Annotated in this window: 13 protein-coding genes; 9 read left to right on the forward strand and 4 right to left on the reverse strand. The window is 60.8% G+C overall.

The window, feature by feature from the left end; translation table 11 throughout:
- The first annotated feature begins 236 nt into the window (after window positions 1-236).
- The 3 genes from GWQ27_RS00140 to GWQ27_RS00150 all read left to right on the forward strand — a co-directional run bounded on the left by GWQ27_RS00140 (window position 237) and on the right by GWQ27_RS00150 (window position 3,215).
- Window positions 237-1,280: a DUF2262 domain-containing protein gene (locus GWQ27_RS00140; protein ID WP_275906381.1), complete on the forward strand. Its 1,044-nt coding sequence runs from the start codon at window positions 237-239 to the stop codon at window positions 1,278-1,280.
- Between the two features lie 121 nt (window positions 1,281-1,401).
- Window positions 1,402-2,259: a formate dehydrogenase accessory sulfurtransferase FdhD gene (locus tag GWQ27_RS00145; RefSeq protein WP_275906382.1), complete on the forward strand. Its 858-nt coding sequence runs from the start codon at window positions 1,402-1,404 to the stop codon at window positions 2,257-2,259.
- An 89-nt stretch (window positions 2,260-2,348) separates the two neighbouring features.
- Window positions 2,349-3,215 carry a helix-turn-helix transcriptional regulator gene (locus GWQ27_RS00150; protein WP_275906383.1) on the forward strand — a complete coding sequence of 289 codons (867 nt, stop codon included), beginning with the start codon at window positions 2,349-2,351 and terminating at the stop codon, window positions 3,213-3,215.
- A gap of 80 nt (window positions 3,216-3,295) precedes the next feature.
- On the opposite strand, the gene GWQ27_RS00155 is transcribed toward GWQ27_RS00150, so the two are convergent.
- Together GWQ27_RS00155 and GWQ27_RS00160 are read right to left on the reverse strand one after the other, a co-directional pair.
- Window positions 3,296-5,371, reverse strand: a complete 2,076-nt coding sequence (locus GWQ27_RS00155) for a cache domain-containing protein (protein ID WP_275906384.1) — start codon at window positions 5,369-5,371, stop codon at window positions 3,296-3,298.
- Window positions 5,372-5,396: 25 nt separating this feature from the next.
- Window positions 5,397-6,752, reverse strand: coding sequence for a sigma-54 dependent transcriptional regulator (locus tag GWQ27_RS00160; protein WP_059167896.1), 1,356 nt, complete (start codon window positions 6,750-6,752; stop codon window positions 5,397-5,399).
- Between the two features lie 250 nt (window positions 6,753-7,002).
- Here GWQ27_RS00160 and GWQ27_RS00165 point away from each other — a divergent pair, with 250 nt between their 5' ends.
- The 6 genes from GWQ27_RS00165 (at window position 7,003) to GWQ27_RS00190 (ending at window position 12,907) form a co-directional block, all read left to right on the forward strand.
- Entirely contained in the window at window positions 7,003-7,848 is an 846-nt protein-coding gene (locus tag GWQ27_RS00165; protein WP_275906385.1) for a substrate-binding domain-containing protein, read from the forward strand.
- Between the two features lie 64 nt (window positions 7,849-7,912).
- On the forward strand, window positions 7,913-8,614 hold the full coding sequence (locus GWQ27_RS00170; protein ID WP_275906386.1) for an ABC transporter permease: 702 nt from the start codon (window positions 7,913-7,915) through the stop codon (window positions 8,612-8,614).
- 111 nt (window positions 8,615-8,725) lie between these two features.
- Window positions 8,726-9,421 carry an energy-coupling factor ABC transporter ATP-binding protein gene (locus GWQ27_RS00175; RefSeq protein WP_275906387.1) on the forward strand — a complete coding sequence of 232 codons (696 nt, stop codon included), beginning with the start codon at window positions 8,726-8,728 and terminating at the stop codon, window positions 9,419-9,421.
- Window positions 9,393-10,040, forward strand: coding sequence for a molybdenum cofactor guanylyltransferase MobA (mobA, locus tag GWQ27_RS00180; RefSeq protein WP_275906388.1), 648 nt, complete (start codon window positions 9,393-9,395; stop codon window positions 10,038-10,040). Before GWQ27_RS00175 ends, mobA begins: the two co-directional genes overlap by 29 nt.
- Complete coding sequence (locus GWQ27_RS00185; RefSeq protein ID WP_275906389.1) at window positions 10,037-11,782, forward strand: bifunctional molybdopterin-guanine dinucleotide biosynthesis adaptor protein MobB/molybdopterin molybdotransferase MoeA; 1,746 nt, start codon at window positions 10,037-10,039, stop codon at window positions 11,780-11,782. The genes mobA and GWQ27_RS00185 overlap by 4 nt, the downstream gene beginning before the upstream one ends.
- Window positions 11,783-11,845: 63 nt before the next feature.
- Window positions 11,846-12,907, forward strand: coding sequence for an FUSC family protein (locus GWQ27_RS00190; protein ID WP_265433659.1), 1,062 nt, complete (start codon window positions 11,846-11,848; stop codon window positions 12,905-12,907).
- A gap of 57 nt (window positions 12,908-12,964) precedes the next feature.
- Here the strand turns inward: GWQ27_RS00190 and GWQ27_RS00195 are convergent, their stop codons facing one another.
- On the reverse strand, window positions 12,965-14,338 hold the full coding sequence (locus GWQ27_RS00195) for an HD-GYP domain-containing protein (RefSeq protein WP_265433658.1): 1,374 nt from the start codon (window positions 14,336-14,338) through the stop codon (window positions 12,965-12,967).
- 78 nt (window positions 14,339-14,416) lie between these two features.
- Window positions 14,417-15,712, reverse strand: coding sequence for a PAS domain-containing methyl-accepting chemotaxis protein (locus GWQ27_RS00200; protein WP_275906390.1), 1,296 nt, complete (start codon window positions 15,710-15,712; stop codon window positions 14,417-14,419).
- Between the last annotated feature and the right edge of the window lie 172 nt (window positions 15,713-15,884).

Here is a 15,884-nt window from a genome sequence, read left to right on the forward strand (position 1 = left end):
TAAAATTTTGTTCTTTCAAACATGGATATATAAGGGTATCAAAAATACCCAAGATGAAACTAAACAAACATATGCGATGATCAAAGAAAGAATTTCTAAAAATATTTTGTTTATAGAAACATTTTCAGGCAAAAACTCGTTAATATATTAACCTGGTAGAGGTTTTTAGCTAAAGTAGTAATTTGCCCATTGATTCCATCAAAGATTCTTTTAGAATTAAAAAAAGGAAGTGAATTATGAAAAAAGAACGACCAATTAATAAAGATAAAAAAGAAGTAAACTCCAGCAGCCTACAAATTCAAAAGAATATAGTTGTTACAATCAAAAACCAAGAACCTTTTACAGGGATAGAAAAAAATTACCATGAAAATGATCAATTAATGGAAGAAAGAACGTATATAAATGGTAAAAAAGAAGGTGTGGAGAGATATTATTATATAAGTGGTCAATTAGCAAGTGAAGTAAACTATATAAAAGGTAAAAGAGATGGTTTTTATAAATGGTATTATGAAAACGGTCAACTATGCAATGAAGGAGTTTATAAAAATGGTAAAAAAGAAGGTTTGCATAAACATTATTATGAAAATAGACAATTAAGTGCAGAAGCATCATATAAAAATGGAGAACTAGAAGGTTTTTTTAAAACCTATTATGAAAATGGTAAATTAAAAGAACACGCAACTTACAAGAACGGTGAAATGGACGGTTTTTATAAATTGTATAATATAAGCGGTCAATTAACGGAAGAGATTATTTATAAGAATGGTAAAATAATAGAGCTAGTAGAAAGTCACAGCCTAGGAGGGCTGAATGGAGTTGGTCACTATTCTTCTCATATAGGAGAAATCCAAAAGTTAGTTAAATATGAAAACGGAAAAGTAGTATTAGGAGAGTTTATTTACATGAAAGAAATAGATTCTTTTTTAGTATCAAGTAATCATTTAGGAACAGAAGTCTCTTTTTCTATTGAAAATTATGAAAAACTTAATAACGAAAAAGCAGTGGAAGCATGTTGTACTATTTATGAAAGATTACCTGAGTGGATAGAAAAAGTAATGAGTTATTCTTTTGAAGACCTAATTGAAATGGCTAAAGAATATGGTTGGTTAGATGAAGGTGATGAAACAGAAACGCAAGATCTTATAGCTCATTTAAAGAAAAAGATAGCATTTCGGATTGGATATGATGGAAAGATTACTGTGGATTTTAATGTTAGCGATTTAGATTTCACAATGGAATTTGATAAGGAAGGAAATATTGTTGGAGTAGAATTTTCGTAACCGTTCACCAAGGGCGAGGCTGTTTATAATTCTGTGTCAGGTGAATACCATCTCCATACATCTGGAACAAAACTTGCTGTATCCCTCCACTTAGATCCCGGCAACCGGTCGCGAGGGGCCCATGACACCGACCTTTATCAAAAGCAATGCTGCCGCCCAGCTCACCATGGCCGTCGAGGTGATGGATGAGCAGGGCACAATGCAAACCCGCCAAATCGCCTGTGAGCGGCCACTGACGGTCTACCTCAACTGGAAGGAGATAGTAACCCTGATGACCTTGGGGGCGCGCCCCGAGGCACTGGTGCTGGGTTATCTTAAAAATCAGGGTTTTATCGAGGATATTTCGGCCATCGAGTCGGTGATCGTCGACTGGGAGAGCGAGGCCGCCGCCGTGGTGAGCAGCCAGCAGGCCGAAGATCTCGACCAGTCACTGGAGAAGAAGACGGTCACCTCCGGCTGCGGTCAGGGCACCATGTATGGCAGCGTGATGAAGAAGCTGGAAGGGGTGGTCTTGGCGGCGCCTGAGCTTAAACAGAGCACCCTCTATGCCCTGCTCAAGGCGCTGTCGGCCCATAACGAAACCTACAAGATGGCGGGTGCCGTCCATGGCTGCGCCATCTGTCGCGGCGCCGAAATCCTCTCTTTTGTCGAGGACGTGGGGCGCCACAATGCGGTGGATACCCTGGCGGGCGAGCTCTGGATGCGCGGCGAGAGTGGCAGCGACAAGATCTTCTACACCACGGGGCGGCTCACCTCGGAGATGGTGATCAAGGTGGCGCAGATGGGCATTCCGGTGCTGTTGTCGCGCTCCGGCGTCACCCAGATGGGGCTGGATCTTGCCCGCCAGCTCGGCATCACCATGATTGCCCGCGCCAAGGGGCGCCACTTCGAGGTCTTTAGCGGCCACGACCATATCGTGCTGGACGAGAAGCCGCCGGTGCTACCCGGCAGCCCCTCAGGCCGGGGTCAGCGAGAGTAAGCCATGAATGAATTGATTAGTGCCGAGCAGATCGCCCTGTATCTCGACCACGCCAGCCAGAGGGTCAAACGCAAGCCATGAACGAGTTTATGAATGTGAAGCAGGTGGCCGAGTATCTCGATCTCAACGAGAAGAAGGTCTACCAGCTCGCCAACGAGGCGCGTATCCCCGCCACCAAGGCGACCGGCAAGTGGCTGTTTCCGCGATCCCTGCTCGATCGCTGGCTGCTCGGCAGCTGCCACGAGGGGGTGATGAATGACCGGCTGCTGCTGGCGGGCTCTGACGACGTGCTGCTGCACTATGGTTGCAGCACGCTTGCGCGGCAGCTCGGGACCCAGGCACTGGTGGGCTACACCCCGTGCGGCACCCGTCAGGGGCTGGCGATGCTGGCGCGCGGCCATGTGGATCTCTGCGCCATCCACTGGGGGCAGGCCGAGGAGGCCCACCTGCGCCATCCGGCGCTGGTGCAGCAGTATCAGGGCCACCGGCAATGGGTGATAGTGCATGGCTTTCGGCGGGTGCAGGGGCTGGTGCTGCGCCAGGGGCTGCAACCCAAGGAGGCGAACGAGGCGCTCGACTGGCGCTGGGCCATGCGCCAGGAGGGTGCTGGCAGCCAGCGCGCCCTGCAGGAGTGGCTGCAAACCCAGGGGGAGTCGCTGACCAGGCTGGAGCGCACCCTCGAGGTCAACAGCGAGCGGGAGCTGGCCGCCGCCATCAGCCGGGGCGATGCCGACGTAGGGCCCGGCGCCCAGAGCACAGCCACCGAGTTTGGCCTCGGCTTTATGCCGCTGTCGCAGGAGTGTTTCGATCTGGTGATGCCGCAAGGGGTCTTCTTTCGCACCCTGTTGCAGCAGCTGATCGGCTGGCTGCAATCGCCGGAAGGGCGCGAGCTGGCGGCCCGCCTCGGCGGCTATGACCTGACCCAAAGCGGCAAGCTGGTGTGGAGCCCGCAGTAAATAACCACTCACCCACCGACAAAACAGCCCGCCAACCATGTTGACGGGCTGTGTTTATAACGGGCCTTTTTATAACAGGATCAATCGCCTGTCTCACGCCCCTCGGCCCCCAGCGCAATGCGCCACCCCTCCAGCTGGCGGGGTTCGCTGCCAGCGGGCAGGCGGGCGCGGCTGAGCAGCCGTATGGTAAAGCAGCTGCCTTTCCCCAGGGTGGAGGCCACCACCAACTCCCCGCCCCAGCGGCTGATGATGCGATGGCTCAGGGCCAATCCCAAGCCTGTGCCTGTGGCGCGAGTGGTGAAGAAGGGGTCGAAGATCTTGTCCATGATGGCGGCGTCTATGCCGCTGCCGTTGTCGATGACCCGCACCTCGGCCCCTTGCAGCACTCCCGCCTCGTCGAACCAGTCGCGACTCTCGACCCGGATCTCTCCCTGCTCCCCCAGCGCGTGACTGGCGTTGACCAAGAGGTTTATCAGCACCTGCAGCAGTTGCTGGCGATCCGCCTCTATGGGTTGCTGGGCCTTGAGATCGGCCACCAGGTTCACCTGCTGCTGGCGCAGGGCGGAGCGCACCAGGGTCAGGCTCTCTTCGATGATGGGGGTGAGGTGCTGCCAGACAGGCGCCGTCTCATAGTCGCCGGGACGGGAGTATTGCAACAGGCTGCGGGTGATGGCGCGAATGCGCTCGATCTGTGCCAGCACCAGCGCCAGCTCCTCGCTGACCGGCTCGGCGGCCTCCCCCAGCTCCAGTTTCATCAGCTCCACATTGCCGAGGATCACCGCCAAGGGGTTATTGATCTCGTGGGCCACACCGGCGCACAGCTCGCCGAGGGCCGCCAGCTTCTCGCTGATAAGCAGTTGCTGGCGCGCCTGGGTCAGCATATGGATGTGGTGTTCAAGCTCGGCAGTCTTCTGTTTGAGGCTCAAGGTGCGCTCGGCCACCTTTTGCTCCAGCTCGTCGGCGCTGCGGGCCATCTGCTGGCGATGGGCATCCTGCCGGTCCAGCATGGCGTCAAACTGGCGACCCAGCTGGGCCAGCTCGTGGTCGGGATCCAGAGCCAACTGCCCTACCCTGGCCGATTTGCCATATTGCACCTGACGCACCACCTTGTGCATCCGCTCTATGGGGGTGAAGAGATCCCGCGCGCCGCGATAGACCAGCAGGCCCGAGAGCAGCAAGAGCAGCACCACGCCTGAGCCCAGCTCCAGCAGATTGGTGAGGTAGGTGCGAATGATGGGCCACTCCAGAAAGCCGACGTAGAGCATACCGATGCGCTCGCCGCCAGCCCCGAGCAGGGGCTCGTAACCGGAGACATACCAGGCATCGTGCACGAAGGCGCGATCGATCCAGAGCTCCCCCCTCCCCAGCACCTGTTCCCGCACCGGCGCCGAGACACGGGTGCCCACGGCTCGGCCCACCTGACGGCTGCTGCTGACCGGCACATTGGTGCTCACCCGCAGATCATCGAGAAACAGGGTGACGGTCCCTATGCTCCCCTCTGGCAGGGTGTTTTTGGCAAACACCTGGCGCTTGAGCTCATCCACCAGTCGGGTGCTGCCGTTGATAAGCTCACCCCCTTCCAGCACGGCCCAGAGCGATCCATCCCGCCCCATGACAGGGGTCAGTGAGAGGCTGACAAGCCCCCGAGTCTCCTGATCCGTGGCGGTTGTCTGTTCCCTGTCCAACACGGCGCGGCTGGCAAGGGTAGGCGAAAGGGCCTGCAATTCTTCACGAGACCAGACCACGAAATGGCTGATGCTGCGCCCGGCGCCGAGGGTGGCGCGCTCCCGGGCCGTCAACTGATCCAGTTCGGCGCCACTGCGCAAGCGCAGAAAGTCGAGGTCATAGTTGGCCGCCAGTGGCTTCACCCACTGCTGCAACTCATCGGGTGTCTCGCGCAGTCGCAGCTGAAACGCCCAGGCATCGCGCAGGTGTTCCAGGTGTTCGGCCTGACGCTGCTGCTGCACACTCACCGCATGGTGGGCCACCCCGAGGTCACCGCGCACATTGGTGAGCAGGTTCTGCCAGCTGTAGGTGAGGGTCCAGTAAAGCGTCAGCCCCATCATGCCCACCAGGGTCAGCATGATGGGCACAGAGGTAAGCAGCAGCAGGCGCCAGCGTACCTTGGTCTTGAGCCAGCGCGGCAGCAGGGTCATAGCGGTGCCGTCCGGTTGCGGGTTTTCATTCGATGGCCCACTCCTTGAACTTGCGCTCCAGGGTCTTGCGCGCCACCCCCAGCACCCGGGAAGCGGCGGACTTGTTTCCCTCGAAACGCTCAACCACTTGCAGGATGTGGGCCTTCTCCACCTCCGACAGCGCCCACTCCAGGGGATATCCCTCTCCCCCCTTGCTCTGCTCGCTGGACTGGGCGCTCTGCCAATAGTCGGCGGGGGGCTTGCCCAGCAGCAGGCAGCGCTCGATCAGGTTGCGCAGCTCGCGCACGTTGCCGGGCCAGGGATAGGCCTGCATGGCCACCACGTCTTCGTGGGTCCAGCTTAACGAGCCCATCCCCATCTCGGCGGTGAGCTGGCGGGTGAAGTGGTGCACCAGGGCCGGGATGTCGTCGACGCGATCCCGCAGGGGCGCCACCGGCAGTGCCACCACGTTGAGGCGGTAGAAGAGATCTTCCCGAAAGCGGCCCGCCTCCACCTCGGCTTTGAGGTTGCGGTTGGTGGCGGCGACGATGCGCACATCCACCGACAGCTCGCGCTCGGCGCCGACCGGCCGGATGGCTTTTTGTTCCAGAGCCCGCAGCAGGGACGATTGCATGGCGAGCGGCATCTCGCCTATCTCGTCCAGAAAGAGGGTGCCCTGATGGGCGACCCGAAACAGGCCGTCGCGCCCCTTGCGGGCACCGGTGAAGGCCCCCTGCACGTGGCCGAACAGTTCGCTTTCGAGCAGCTCGGGGGCGATGGAGGCACAGTTGAGCGGCACAAAGGCCCCCATCCGGCCGGAGAGTTGATGCAGGGCGCGGGCCACCAGCTCCTTGCCGGTGCCGGACTCCCCCTCCACCAGCACGGCGGCGTTGGAGGGGGCAACTCTGGCGATCAGCGTCTTGAGCTCCCGGGTCTTGGCGCTGTCGCCGATCAGGGTGGGCGGGAACAACTTGCTCACCTCCCGGCGCAGCAGCAGGTTCTCCCGCTCCATCTGGCGGCGCTCTATCACCCTGTCCACCGCCTGGACCATCTGATCCAGGTTGAAGGGCTTGAGGATAAAGTCGCTGGCACCGAGCCGCAGCGCCTTGAGGGCGGTATCCATGTCGCCGAAGCCGGTCATGAAGATGATGTCGCTGCGCCGGGTCGCGGGGTCTATGGCTTCGTGCCACTCGATGCCGGAGCGCCCCGGCAGCCGGATGTCGGCGATGATGAGATCGAAATGCAGGCGGCAGCGCAGGGCCTCCGCCTCCTCCACGCTGGCGGCCGTCTCTATCTGGGCGAAGCGCCTGGCCAGCGCCTTGGCCAGAAAGCTGCGCATGCCGGGCTCGTCATCGACGATAAGCAGAGAGAGGGCAGACCAGCGGCTGGCGGGTGCAGTCATGAAAAAAGTACCTCAGATTCAACAAGGCTCCGGGATTGTCCCACCGACCTTATAAACTGTGGGACATTTTGTCGCTAACCGGCCCCGAGTGCCAACCCCCTTTATTAAAAGCAACGAGGCCATCACGCAATTAACGCTCTTAACCGACTGTTTCAACATTAAAAACTGCGCTGCTGGCAGTGTACGGCCAGCTTGGCACCCTGCTTGCTTGGTCCTGCCCTCTGCCCATCACCCGGATACGATGAACATCATGATCACAGGAACCGTGCGCAAACGTCTTGCCCTTGCCCTCTCGACCGCCCTGCTGCTGAGCCTCCCCTTGCTGAGTACCGCCAGCCACGCCGAGAGCGCCAAGGCGCCCATTCGCCTCGCCACCACCACCAGCACAGAGCAGTCCGGCCTGCTGGGCTGGCTGCTGCCCCAGTTCACCAGGGAGACAGGTTATCCGGTACAGGTGATGGCGGCCGGTACCGGCCAGAGCCTGAAAATGGGTGAGAACGGCGACGCGGATCTGGTGATGACCCACGCTCCGTCTGCCGAAAAAGCCTTTGTTGACGCAGGCTTTGGCATAGAGCCGGTGCACCTGATGTACAACGACTTCGTCATCGTCGGCCCGAGCCAGGATCCCGCGGGCCTGGGCAAGCTGCACGACGCCGCCAAGGCGCTGCAGGCCATCAAGGATAAGAAGCAGACCTTCATCTCCCGCGGGGACGAGTCCGGCACCCACATCAAGGAGAAGACACTGTGGCAGGCGGCCGACGTCAAACCCGAGTTTGCCGGCTACAAGTCCATCGGCCAGGGCATGGGCCCAACCCTCACCATGGCCTCCGAGCTTGGCGCCTATACCCTGACCGACCGCGGCACCTGGCTCGCCTATCAGAGCAAGCTGGATCTCGCCGTGTTGCTGGAGGGGGACAAGCGACTGTTCAACCCCTATCAGGTGATTCTGGTCAACCCCAAGCGCTACCCGGATCTCAACACCGAAGGGGCCCGCACCCTGAAGAACTGGCTGATCTCCGAGCACGGCCAGACGCTTATCGGTGACTTCAAGGTGGCAGGCCAGGCGCTGTTTGTGGCCGATACCAACGGGAAATAATGCAGCCCTTGTTCCATACAATCACATGGATGGCCCTCGCCCTGCCCCATGAGGCAAGCGCCTGATGCCGACTCTGCTGGATACAACGCTGGCGGCGCTTGCCTTGCTGTTCGGGGGCGATACCGAGCTGTGGCAGGTGGTGGGGGTCTCTTTCTCCGTCTCTTGCATCGCGCTGCTGCTGGTGCTGGTGCCGGCGCTGCTGCTGGGATTCGCGCTCGCCTATCTGCCGATCCCGGCGCGCTGGCTCTGGCTCTCCTGCATCAATACCTTGCAGTCGGTGCCGACCGTGGTAATCGGCCTCTTGCTCTACATGCTGCTCTCCCGGGCCGGCCCCTTCGGCGACTGGAAGATGCTCTTTACCCAACAAGCTATGGTGGTGGGCCAGATGCTGATCGCCTTCCCCGTCATCGCCACCATGGCTCACGCCGCTTTTATCCAGAGCGACAGACGTGCCTGGGAGACGGCACTCACCCTGGGACTCTCCTGGCCGAGGGCGCTGCTCGGGCTGATGCGCGAATGCCGCTTCGGCCTGCTGGCGGCGGTGATCGGCGCCTTCAGCCGCATCGTCACCGAGGTGGGCTGCTCCATGATGGTGGGGGGCAATATCCTGCATTTTACCCGCAACATCCCCACCTCCATCGCGCTGGAAACCCAGAAGGGTGCCTTTGCCCAGGGAGTTGCCCTTGGCATAGTGCTGCTGAGCCTGGCCCTGCTGCTCAACCTGCTGCTGACCGCGTGCCGTGGTCACAGCTATTTGAAAAACTGACCATGGCAGAGCGCACTTTTACCCCTGACCGGATGCTGCTGACCGCGTGCCGTGGTCACAGCTATCTGAAGAACTGACCATGCCCCCACTGTTTATCAACTGGAGTACCCCATGGCCCTGACCGCCCACCAGCTGATGATGCGCTTTGGCGAGCGCAACCTGTTCCAGATAGAGCGGCTCTCCATCGCGGCGGGCGACGCCATCTGGCTGCGCGGGGCGAACGGGGTGGGCAAGACGACCCTGCTCAAGATATTGGCCGGGCTACTGATACCGACCCGGGGCCACACCAACCTCGCCTGCGGCTGGCGCGCCAGGCTCGAGCAGTGGATCAAACGGGATCCCGGCCCGGGTCTGGTCACCTATCTGCACCAGACTCCTTATCTGTTCGATCGCAGCGTGCACGACAACGTGGCCTGGGCTCTCGGCCATCAGGCCGCCGACGAGGTGCGGGTGTTCGAGGCGCTGCGCCGGGTCGAGCTGGAGGGGCTGGCGCGGGAACACATCAGCATACTGTCTGGTGGCGAGCGCCAGCGTCTGGCCATGGCCCGCGCCTGGGCGTTGCAGCCCGCCTTCCTGCTGATGGACGAACCCACCGCCAATCTGGATGCACATTCGGTTGCCCTGATGGCCGCCTTGGCGCAAGATCTGCAGGAACAGGGCAGCGGCCTGGTCATCATCAGCCACCAGAGCAACGATCTGACCGACCTGTGCGAGCGGCAATGGACCCTCGCCCGTGGCCGGCTGCACGAACCCACTCCTTTGAAAATCATCGAGCGACATGACCTCAAACAGCGAACCCAGAACTGACACCTTCCCCGTCTCTGCCGTGATCCTGGCCGGTGGCCGCGCCACCCGCATGGGGGGCGAAGACAAGGGCTGGGTAGCACTGGCGGGACGCCCCCTTATCGACCACGTTTTGGCGCGGCTGTGCCCCCAGGTGGATGAGGTGCTGATCAACGCCAACCGCAGTCAGACTCGCTATCAGGCGCTGGCCACCGTCATCAGCGACAACAACCCGGACTATCTGGGCCCGCTGGCGGGCATGCAGGCCGGCCTTGCCGCCGCCCACCACGACTGGGTGCTGTTCGTCCCCTGCGATGGCCCCGCTCTGCCCCATGATCTGATGAGCCGCTTTCGCGCAGCCCTCACCCCGGATACCGAACTGGTGGTGGCCCACGATGGTGACTGGCTGCAACCTGTGGTGGCCCTGCTGCACAAGTCTCTGCTGCCGTCGCTCACCCATGCCCTGGCCGAGGGGGAGCGCAAGATAGATATCTGGTTCGCCCGCCACAAGATGGCGGTGGTGAGCTTTGCCGACCAGCCGGATGCCTTCATCAACCTCAACAGCCCGGCCGAGCTGGCCGCCTACGAGGCGCGCCTGCTGAACTCGTCTACCGACCCCCGACAAGGAGCCACAGCATCATGACACCGGCCCCCACTCTTCCCCTGCTCGGCTTTGCCGCCTGGAGCGGTACCGGCAAGACCACGCTGCTGGAACAGCTCATCCCCATTCTGGTAAGTCGCGGTCTGCGCCTGGGTGTGCTCAAGCACGCCCATCACGACTTTGACACCGACCAGCCGGGCAAGGACAGCTACCGCCTGCGCAAGGCGGGGGCGGATCAGGTGATGGCGGCTTCGCGCCGTCGTCACGCCCGCATCGTCGAGACGCCCGACGCCGAGCCCCCGTTTCACGCCTTGCTGGCCAGCTTCGACCAGACCCGGCTCGACCTGCTGCTGGTGGAAGGGTTCAAACACGAGCACTTCCCCAAGATAGAGCTGCACCGCACAGCGCTAGGCAAGCCACTGCTGTTCCCGGACGATGACGATATCATCGCGCTGGCAAGCGATACGCCGCAGGAAACCACTCTGCCCCAACTCGATATCAATGATCTGGCGGCCATCGCCGACTTCGTCTGCGGCTACGCGAGCAAGGCCGGGCATGCCGAACAGGTGCCGGGAACGGGATTTCTGTCGGTGGAGGCGGCCCGCAGCGCCATTCTGGCTGCCCTCAGCCCAAGCAGCGCCTGCTGCGACAAGCCGCTGGCCTTGTGCCACGGCGCCGTGCTCGCACAGGACTTGGTCAGCCCCATCAATGTGCCCCCCCACGCCAACTCGGCGATGGACGGGATTGGCCTGCGCGGCGACGACCTCGCCGCCGGTCGCTGGCAACTGGTGGGTCAGGTATTGGCGGGCCAGCAGCACCATGAGCCTGTGCTGGCCGGTCAGGCGGTGCAGATCATGACGGGCGCGCCGCTGCCCCCTGGCGTCGATACGGTCGTGATGCGGGAAGAGACAAAAATAGAGGGGGAGTGGGTCACGGTGAGCGCTCCCATCAAGGCGGGGCAGAACGTGCGTCTGGCCGGGGAAGATCTCGCCAAGGGCGCGGTCGCCATCCCGGCCGGGACTCGTATTGGTGCCCCCCAGCTGGGACTGGCGGCCTCCTTGGGTCAGGCCAGCCTGTCAGTACGCACCCCGCTCAAGGTGGCGCTGTTCAGCACCGGCGATGAGGTGCAGGCACCGGGTGAGACGCTGGCCCCGGGCCATATCTTCGACAGCAACCGCTTCACCCTGATGGCGCTCATCGCCGCCGCCGGCTGCGAGGTGATGGACTTGGGCATCATCCCGGATGATCCGGCCATACTGCGCCAGCAGCTGGAACAGGCCGCGGCCAACGCCGATCTGGTGCTGAGCTCGGGCGGCGTCTCGGTGGGCAATGCCGACTTCATCAAGCAGGTGCTGGCGGAGCTTGGCCAGATAGCCTTCTGGCGCATCCAGATACGTCCGGGCCGCCCGCTGGCATTTGGCAAGCTGGGGACAACCCCCTTCTTCGGCCTGCCGGGCAATCCGGTGGCGGCCATGGTCTGCTTCCTGCAATTTGTCGAGCCCGCCATCGCCCGCCTGCAGGGCCGGGTCTGGCAGCCGCTGCGCCTCTCTGCGCAGGCCGAGCAGCAGATGAAAAGCCGCCCTGGCCGCACCGAGTTTCTGCGCGGTGTCTTCCATCAGGATGCCAGCGGCGTGCTGCGAGTACGTACCACGGGCCCGCAAGGCTCCGGCATTCTCAGCTCCATGAGCGATGCCAACTGCCTGATTGAAATTGTCCCCGCCCAGCCGGCCATCGCGGTCGGCGAGCGGGTCTGGATCCACCCACTCCAGGGACGAGTGGCCTGATAAATCGCAAGCACCCCGCCGGGCGTGGCGGGGTGCTTGCGCCCATGACCCGAGGCTAGTCCCTTGCGCCTGAATACCCCGCTCTCCCGGCTCGATCTGCTGATCTATGGCCGCTATCGCATCGTCCACGGCCTGCGCATCGCGCTCGCCTTCATGCTCACCTTTCTGCTGACCCGTGAACTCAAGCTGCCGGAAAGTACCTGGCCGCTGATCACGCTAGTGGTGGTAATGGGGCCCATCTCGTTCTGGGGAAACGTGCTATCAAGAGCCCTGCAACGTGTGGTCGGCACCATCTTCGGCGCCGGTTGCGGTGTGGTGGCCCTCTATCTGGAGCTCTACTCCCTGCCGCTGACCCTGGTGTGGTGCGGCTGCATCATGTTCCTGTGCGGTTATCTGGCGCTCGGCAAGCGCCCCTACGTGGGGTTGCTCATCGGCATCACACTGGGGGTCACCATGGGGGCCATGCCGGGGGACATAGAGACGGCGCTCTGGCGCAGTGCCGACGTGATCCTGGGCTCCCTGCTGGCGCTGCTGTTTTGCAGCATCTACCCCCAGCGCGCCTACAGCCACTGGCGGTTGCAGATGCACGACACCCTGCTGCAGGCGCACCGGCTCTACCATACCCACCTCTCCCCCAATATTCTGGAACGACCCAGGCTGGCGCAAAGCCACTCTCGTCTGCTCTCCAAGATGGTCAGCCTGCGCCCCCTGCTGACACCGGCGGTCAAGGAGACCCGCCTTGGCAGCGCCCTGTTCGAGGCCATCCAGACCACGATGCGCAACACCCTCTGCACCCTGGAGATGCTGGCCAACACCTACTGGAGCGATCGCCAGAGCCACTTTCTGATGCAGAGCACCCCCGAGCTGCGCGCCTGCCAGCAGGCGACCGAGGCCGTGATGATCCAGCTGGCGCTCATGCTCAAGAGCGGCGAGTTGAAAGGGGCTGAACAGGCCATCAGCGAGTTGCAGGAGGCCGCGACCCGGGTGCGGCTCGATGCCGGGGGCGAGGCCGCCATCAGCGGCTATCTCTGGCTGAACCTGCAGCTCACCGAGCAGCTCACCCACTTGCGCCGCCTGCTGGGACTGGTGCTGTACCCGCCCCGCAGCCAGTCGGACGACCGCTGAAAACAGAAGGCCCCGCGAAGCGGGGCCTTTGACTGAACAGGGGTCAGGGCAACGGACTTAACCGGCATCCGCCAACGGCTGCTCTGCCGTGAGGTAGATGGAGAAATCCTTGATCCCCGCCTCCAGCGCAGCAAAACAGTCGGGGTCTATGGCAGACCCCAGTTGCTCGGCCATCATCTCCAGCGCCTGGGGCACGGGAATGGCACCACGATAGGGACGCTTGGCGGTGATGGCATCGAAGATGTCGGCCGTGGTGATGATGCGGGTCTCAAGGGCAATCTCCTCTGCCTTGAGTCCCTTGGGATAGCCCTTGCCGTCGAGCCGCTCATGATGGGCCCCCGCCACCTGGGCCAGCTCCTTGAAGGCACCGATCCGGCTCAAGATCTCCTCGGTATAGGCGGCATGCATCTGCACCGCCACCCACTCATCGGCATCAAGCTTGCCCGGTTTGTCGAGGATGGCGTTGCTCACCCCAAGCTTGCCCACATCGTGCAGCAGAGCGCCGCGTTTGAGCCAGCGCCGCCGTGGCTCCGGGATCCCCATCTGGGTGGCGAGGATATCGGTATAGAGTGCCACTCGGCCGCTGTGACCGGCTGTGTAGGGGCTCTTGGAGTCCACCACCTGACCGAAGGCGGCGGCAATCTCATCCAGATAATCTTCATCGAGCGCCACTTCCCCCTGCCCGGCCGGATGGATAAATACCCACTCAGCTAGCTGGGGATCCGCCAGCCCTTGCCAGAAGGGCGCATCGGCCATGGCTTCAAACTGCCTGACCAGCTCGGGATCAAACCAGCTGCCGCTGCGCTCGCGCACCTCTTTGAGCGCCGCTTCCGGCCCTGCTGCGGCATGAAACACATCCACCACCTGACAGAGCAGGGCGATGCGGGAGAAAAGCGGGATCGCCTCACCGGCCAGCTGCAGCGGCCGACCCTTGCCATTCCAGTGCTCGTCGAGAGAGAGGATACCGCCGGCTACCTCATCGCTGAAGCGCAGCTGGCGAGCGATATCGGCGCCACGGTGACAGCGGGTCTGGATCAGCTCGTTGGCAATCTGATCGCCGTTGCGAAAGATGTGGAACAGGCTGCGAAAGCGCCCCAGCAGATCCGCCTGCAGGCCGGTGTGGCCCAGCACGAAGTTGACCACCTCGGAGAGTGAGCCATCCACCAGCTTGAAGTCACGCTTGAAGTGAAGATCGTCGGTGAGATAGAGCTCGCAAATGCGGGCGGCATTGCTGCTGCAACCGAGATCCTTGAGCAGCAGGGTGTAATAGAGGTCGTGGCGCTGCCCGGCATCGAGGCCAAGCTGATCCCCCAGCCGGGAACCTATCCAGCAACAACGGATGCAGTGCCCTCTGGGTTGCCCCTCAGTCATGTCGAGGGCATGACTGAGGGAACCAATCAGTTCAGATAATCGCAGACCGCTGAAGGTCATGAGCTGCTCCATTAGCTGTAACGGCGATCTTGCCTGCAGGAAATACTATACCCATTCAGGCTAGAACGAATCCTGATATCAGATGGACAGACTGGATACGGTCGCCGAGACATTGTTGGCTTCCTGCCGGATCTCGACCATCACCTCATTGACCTTGTCGACCTGTTGCTTGCCCAGCTCGGCGCTGCTGGCCACTCTGGCCATGTCGTCCGTCACCCTGGCCGTCAGATCCCGGTTCTTCTGCACCACCTTGGCTATCTCGTCGGTAGAGAGGGAAGTGCGAGCGGCGAGCTGGCGCACTTCATCGGCCACCACGGCAAACCCGCGCCCCTGATCGCCGGCGCGAGCCGCTTCGATGGCCGCATTGAGCGCCAGCAGGTTGGTCTGGTCGGCGATGCTGCTGATGGTGGAGACGATGGCTTCGATGCTCTTGGATTGCTCGTTGAGCTGATTGACCAGCTGTATGGTCTTGTCTACCTGCTCACTGACAAGGGAGGAGGTCTCCACCACGGAACGCAGCAGATCGGCGCCCTGCTCCGCACTGCGCAATGTCTCCTGCGCCGTGGCATGAGCCACCTGGGCGGCATCCCGAATGGCATGACTCTTGGTCACCCGCTCGGTAATGTCAGTGGCCAGCTTGATCACCTTGGTCACCTTGCCGCTCTCGTCCCTGACCGGGTTGTAAGTGGCTTCCAGCCAGATGTCATCACCGTGGCTGTTGCGACGCAGAAAAAGCCCTGACTTGAACTGGCCCTGTGCCAGCTCTTCCCAGAAACGGGGCTGTTCGCGATAGAAGGCATCATCACAGAACATCCTGTGGTTGTGCCCCTTGATCTGGGACAGGCTGTACCCCATGCAACTCAGGAAATTGGCATTGGCGGTCACTATCTCCCCCGTCGGGGTGAACTCTATCATGGCGAGGGAGCGATCAAGGGCCTTGGAGACGGCCTCCTGACTCAGCAGGCGCTGGTGATGCTCGGTCACATCGCTGGCAATCTTGATCACCTGGGTCACCCGCCCCTGTTGCTTCACCGGGAAGTAGCTCGCCTCCAGCCAGAGCGCCTCGCCCCGCTTGTTGATGCGCGGAACAATGCCGGATTGGACCCTGCCTTGTTGTAGCTGGGCCCAGAGTTGCTGGTAATCAGACGACTGAGCCAGTGCCTTGCTGCAAAACATCCTGTGATGCTGACCATGGAGTTCAGCTGCGCTGTATCCCATCAGGTTCAAGAAAGGCTCATTGGCCTCCAGGATACCGCCATCCGGAGTGAAGGTGATGGTTGCCACCCCACCTTTGACCGCGTCGACAAAACCCTGCAGCTCACCGAGCTGCGTCTGGCAGGCCAGCAGTTGTGCCTTCAGCTTGTTATTGAACATGGATGTCATACCCCTTTACCGACGATGTGGGAACTCGCAAACGACAACCGCCGTCAATGTGGGCGAGTACGAGCATGATGAGGCTGATCATAGTTGAGCGAAATCGCCGGATCAGACTTTGACCGACGTTTTACTGCCGGCACTCGCCCGGTTATCTTCTTGCCATCCATGA

This window comes from Aeromonas sp. 5HA1, from assembly GCF_029237245.1.
Lineage (GTDB): Bacteria > Pseudomonadota > Gammaproteobacteria > Enterobacterales > Aeromonadaceae > Aeromonas > Aeromonas salmonicida.

Coding starts and splice junctions, on each gene's coding strand:
- GWQ27_RS00145 (WP_275906382.1), top strand. CDS start 1,402: ATGACACCGACCTTTATCAAAAGCAATGCTGCCGCCCAGCTCACCATG.
- GWQ27_RS00185 (WP_275906389.1), top strand. CDS start 10,037: ATGACACCGGCCCCCACTCTTCCCCTGCTCGGCTTTGCCGCCTGGAGC.
- mobA (WP_275906388.1), top strand. CDS start 9,393: ATGACCTCAAACAGCGAACCCAGAACTGACACCTTCCCCGTCTCTGCC.
- GWQ27_RS00170 (WP_275906386.1), top strand. CDS start 7,913: ATGCCGACTCTGCTGGATACAACGCTGGCGGCGCTTGCCTTGCTGTTC.
- GWQ27_RS00140 (WP_275906381.1), top strand. CDS start 237: ATGAAAAAAGAACGACCAATTAATAAAGATAAAAAAGAAGTAAACTCC.
- GWQ27_RS00175 (WP_275906387.1), top strand. CDS start 8,726: ATGGCCCTGACCGCCCACCAGCTGATGATGCGCTTTGGCGAGCGCAAC.
- GWQ27_RS00155 (WP_275906384.1), bottom strand. CDS start 5,371: ATGACCCTGCTGCCGCGCTGGCTCAAGACCAAGGTACGCTGGCGCCTG.
- GWQ27_RS00160 (WP_059167896.1), bottom strand. CDS start 6,752: ATGACTGCACCCGCCAGCCGCTGGTCTGCCCTCTCTCTGCTTATCGTC.
- GWQ27_RS00165 (WP_275906385.1), top strand. CDS start 7,003: ATGATCACAGGAACCGTGCGCAAACGTCTTGCCCTTGCCCTCTCGACC.
- GWQ27_RS00195 (WP_265433658.1), bottom strand. CDS start 14,338: ATGACCTTCAGCGGTCTGCGATTATCTGAACTGATTGGTTCCCTCAGT.
- GWQ27_RS00200 (WP_275906390.1), bottom strand. CDS start 15,712: ATGTTCAATAACAAGCTGAAGGCACAACTGCTGGCCTGCCAGACGCAG.
- GWQ27_RS00150 (WP_275906383.1), top strand. CDS start 2,349: ATGAATGTGAAGCAGGTGGCCGAGTATCTCGATCTCAACGAGAAGAAG.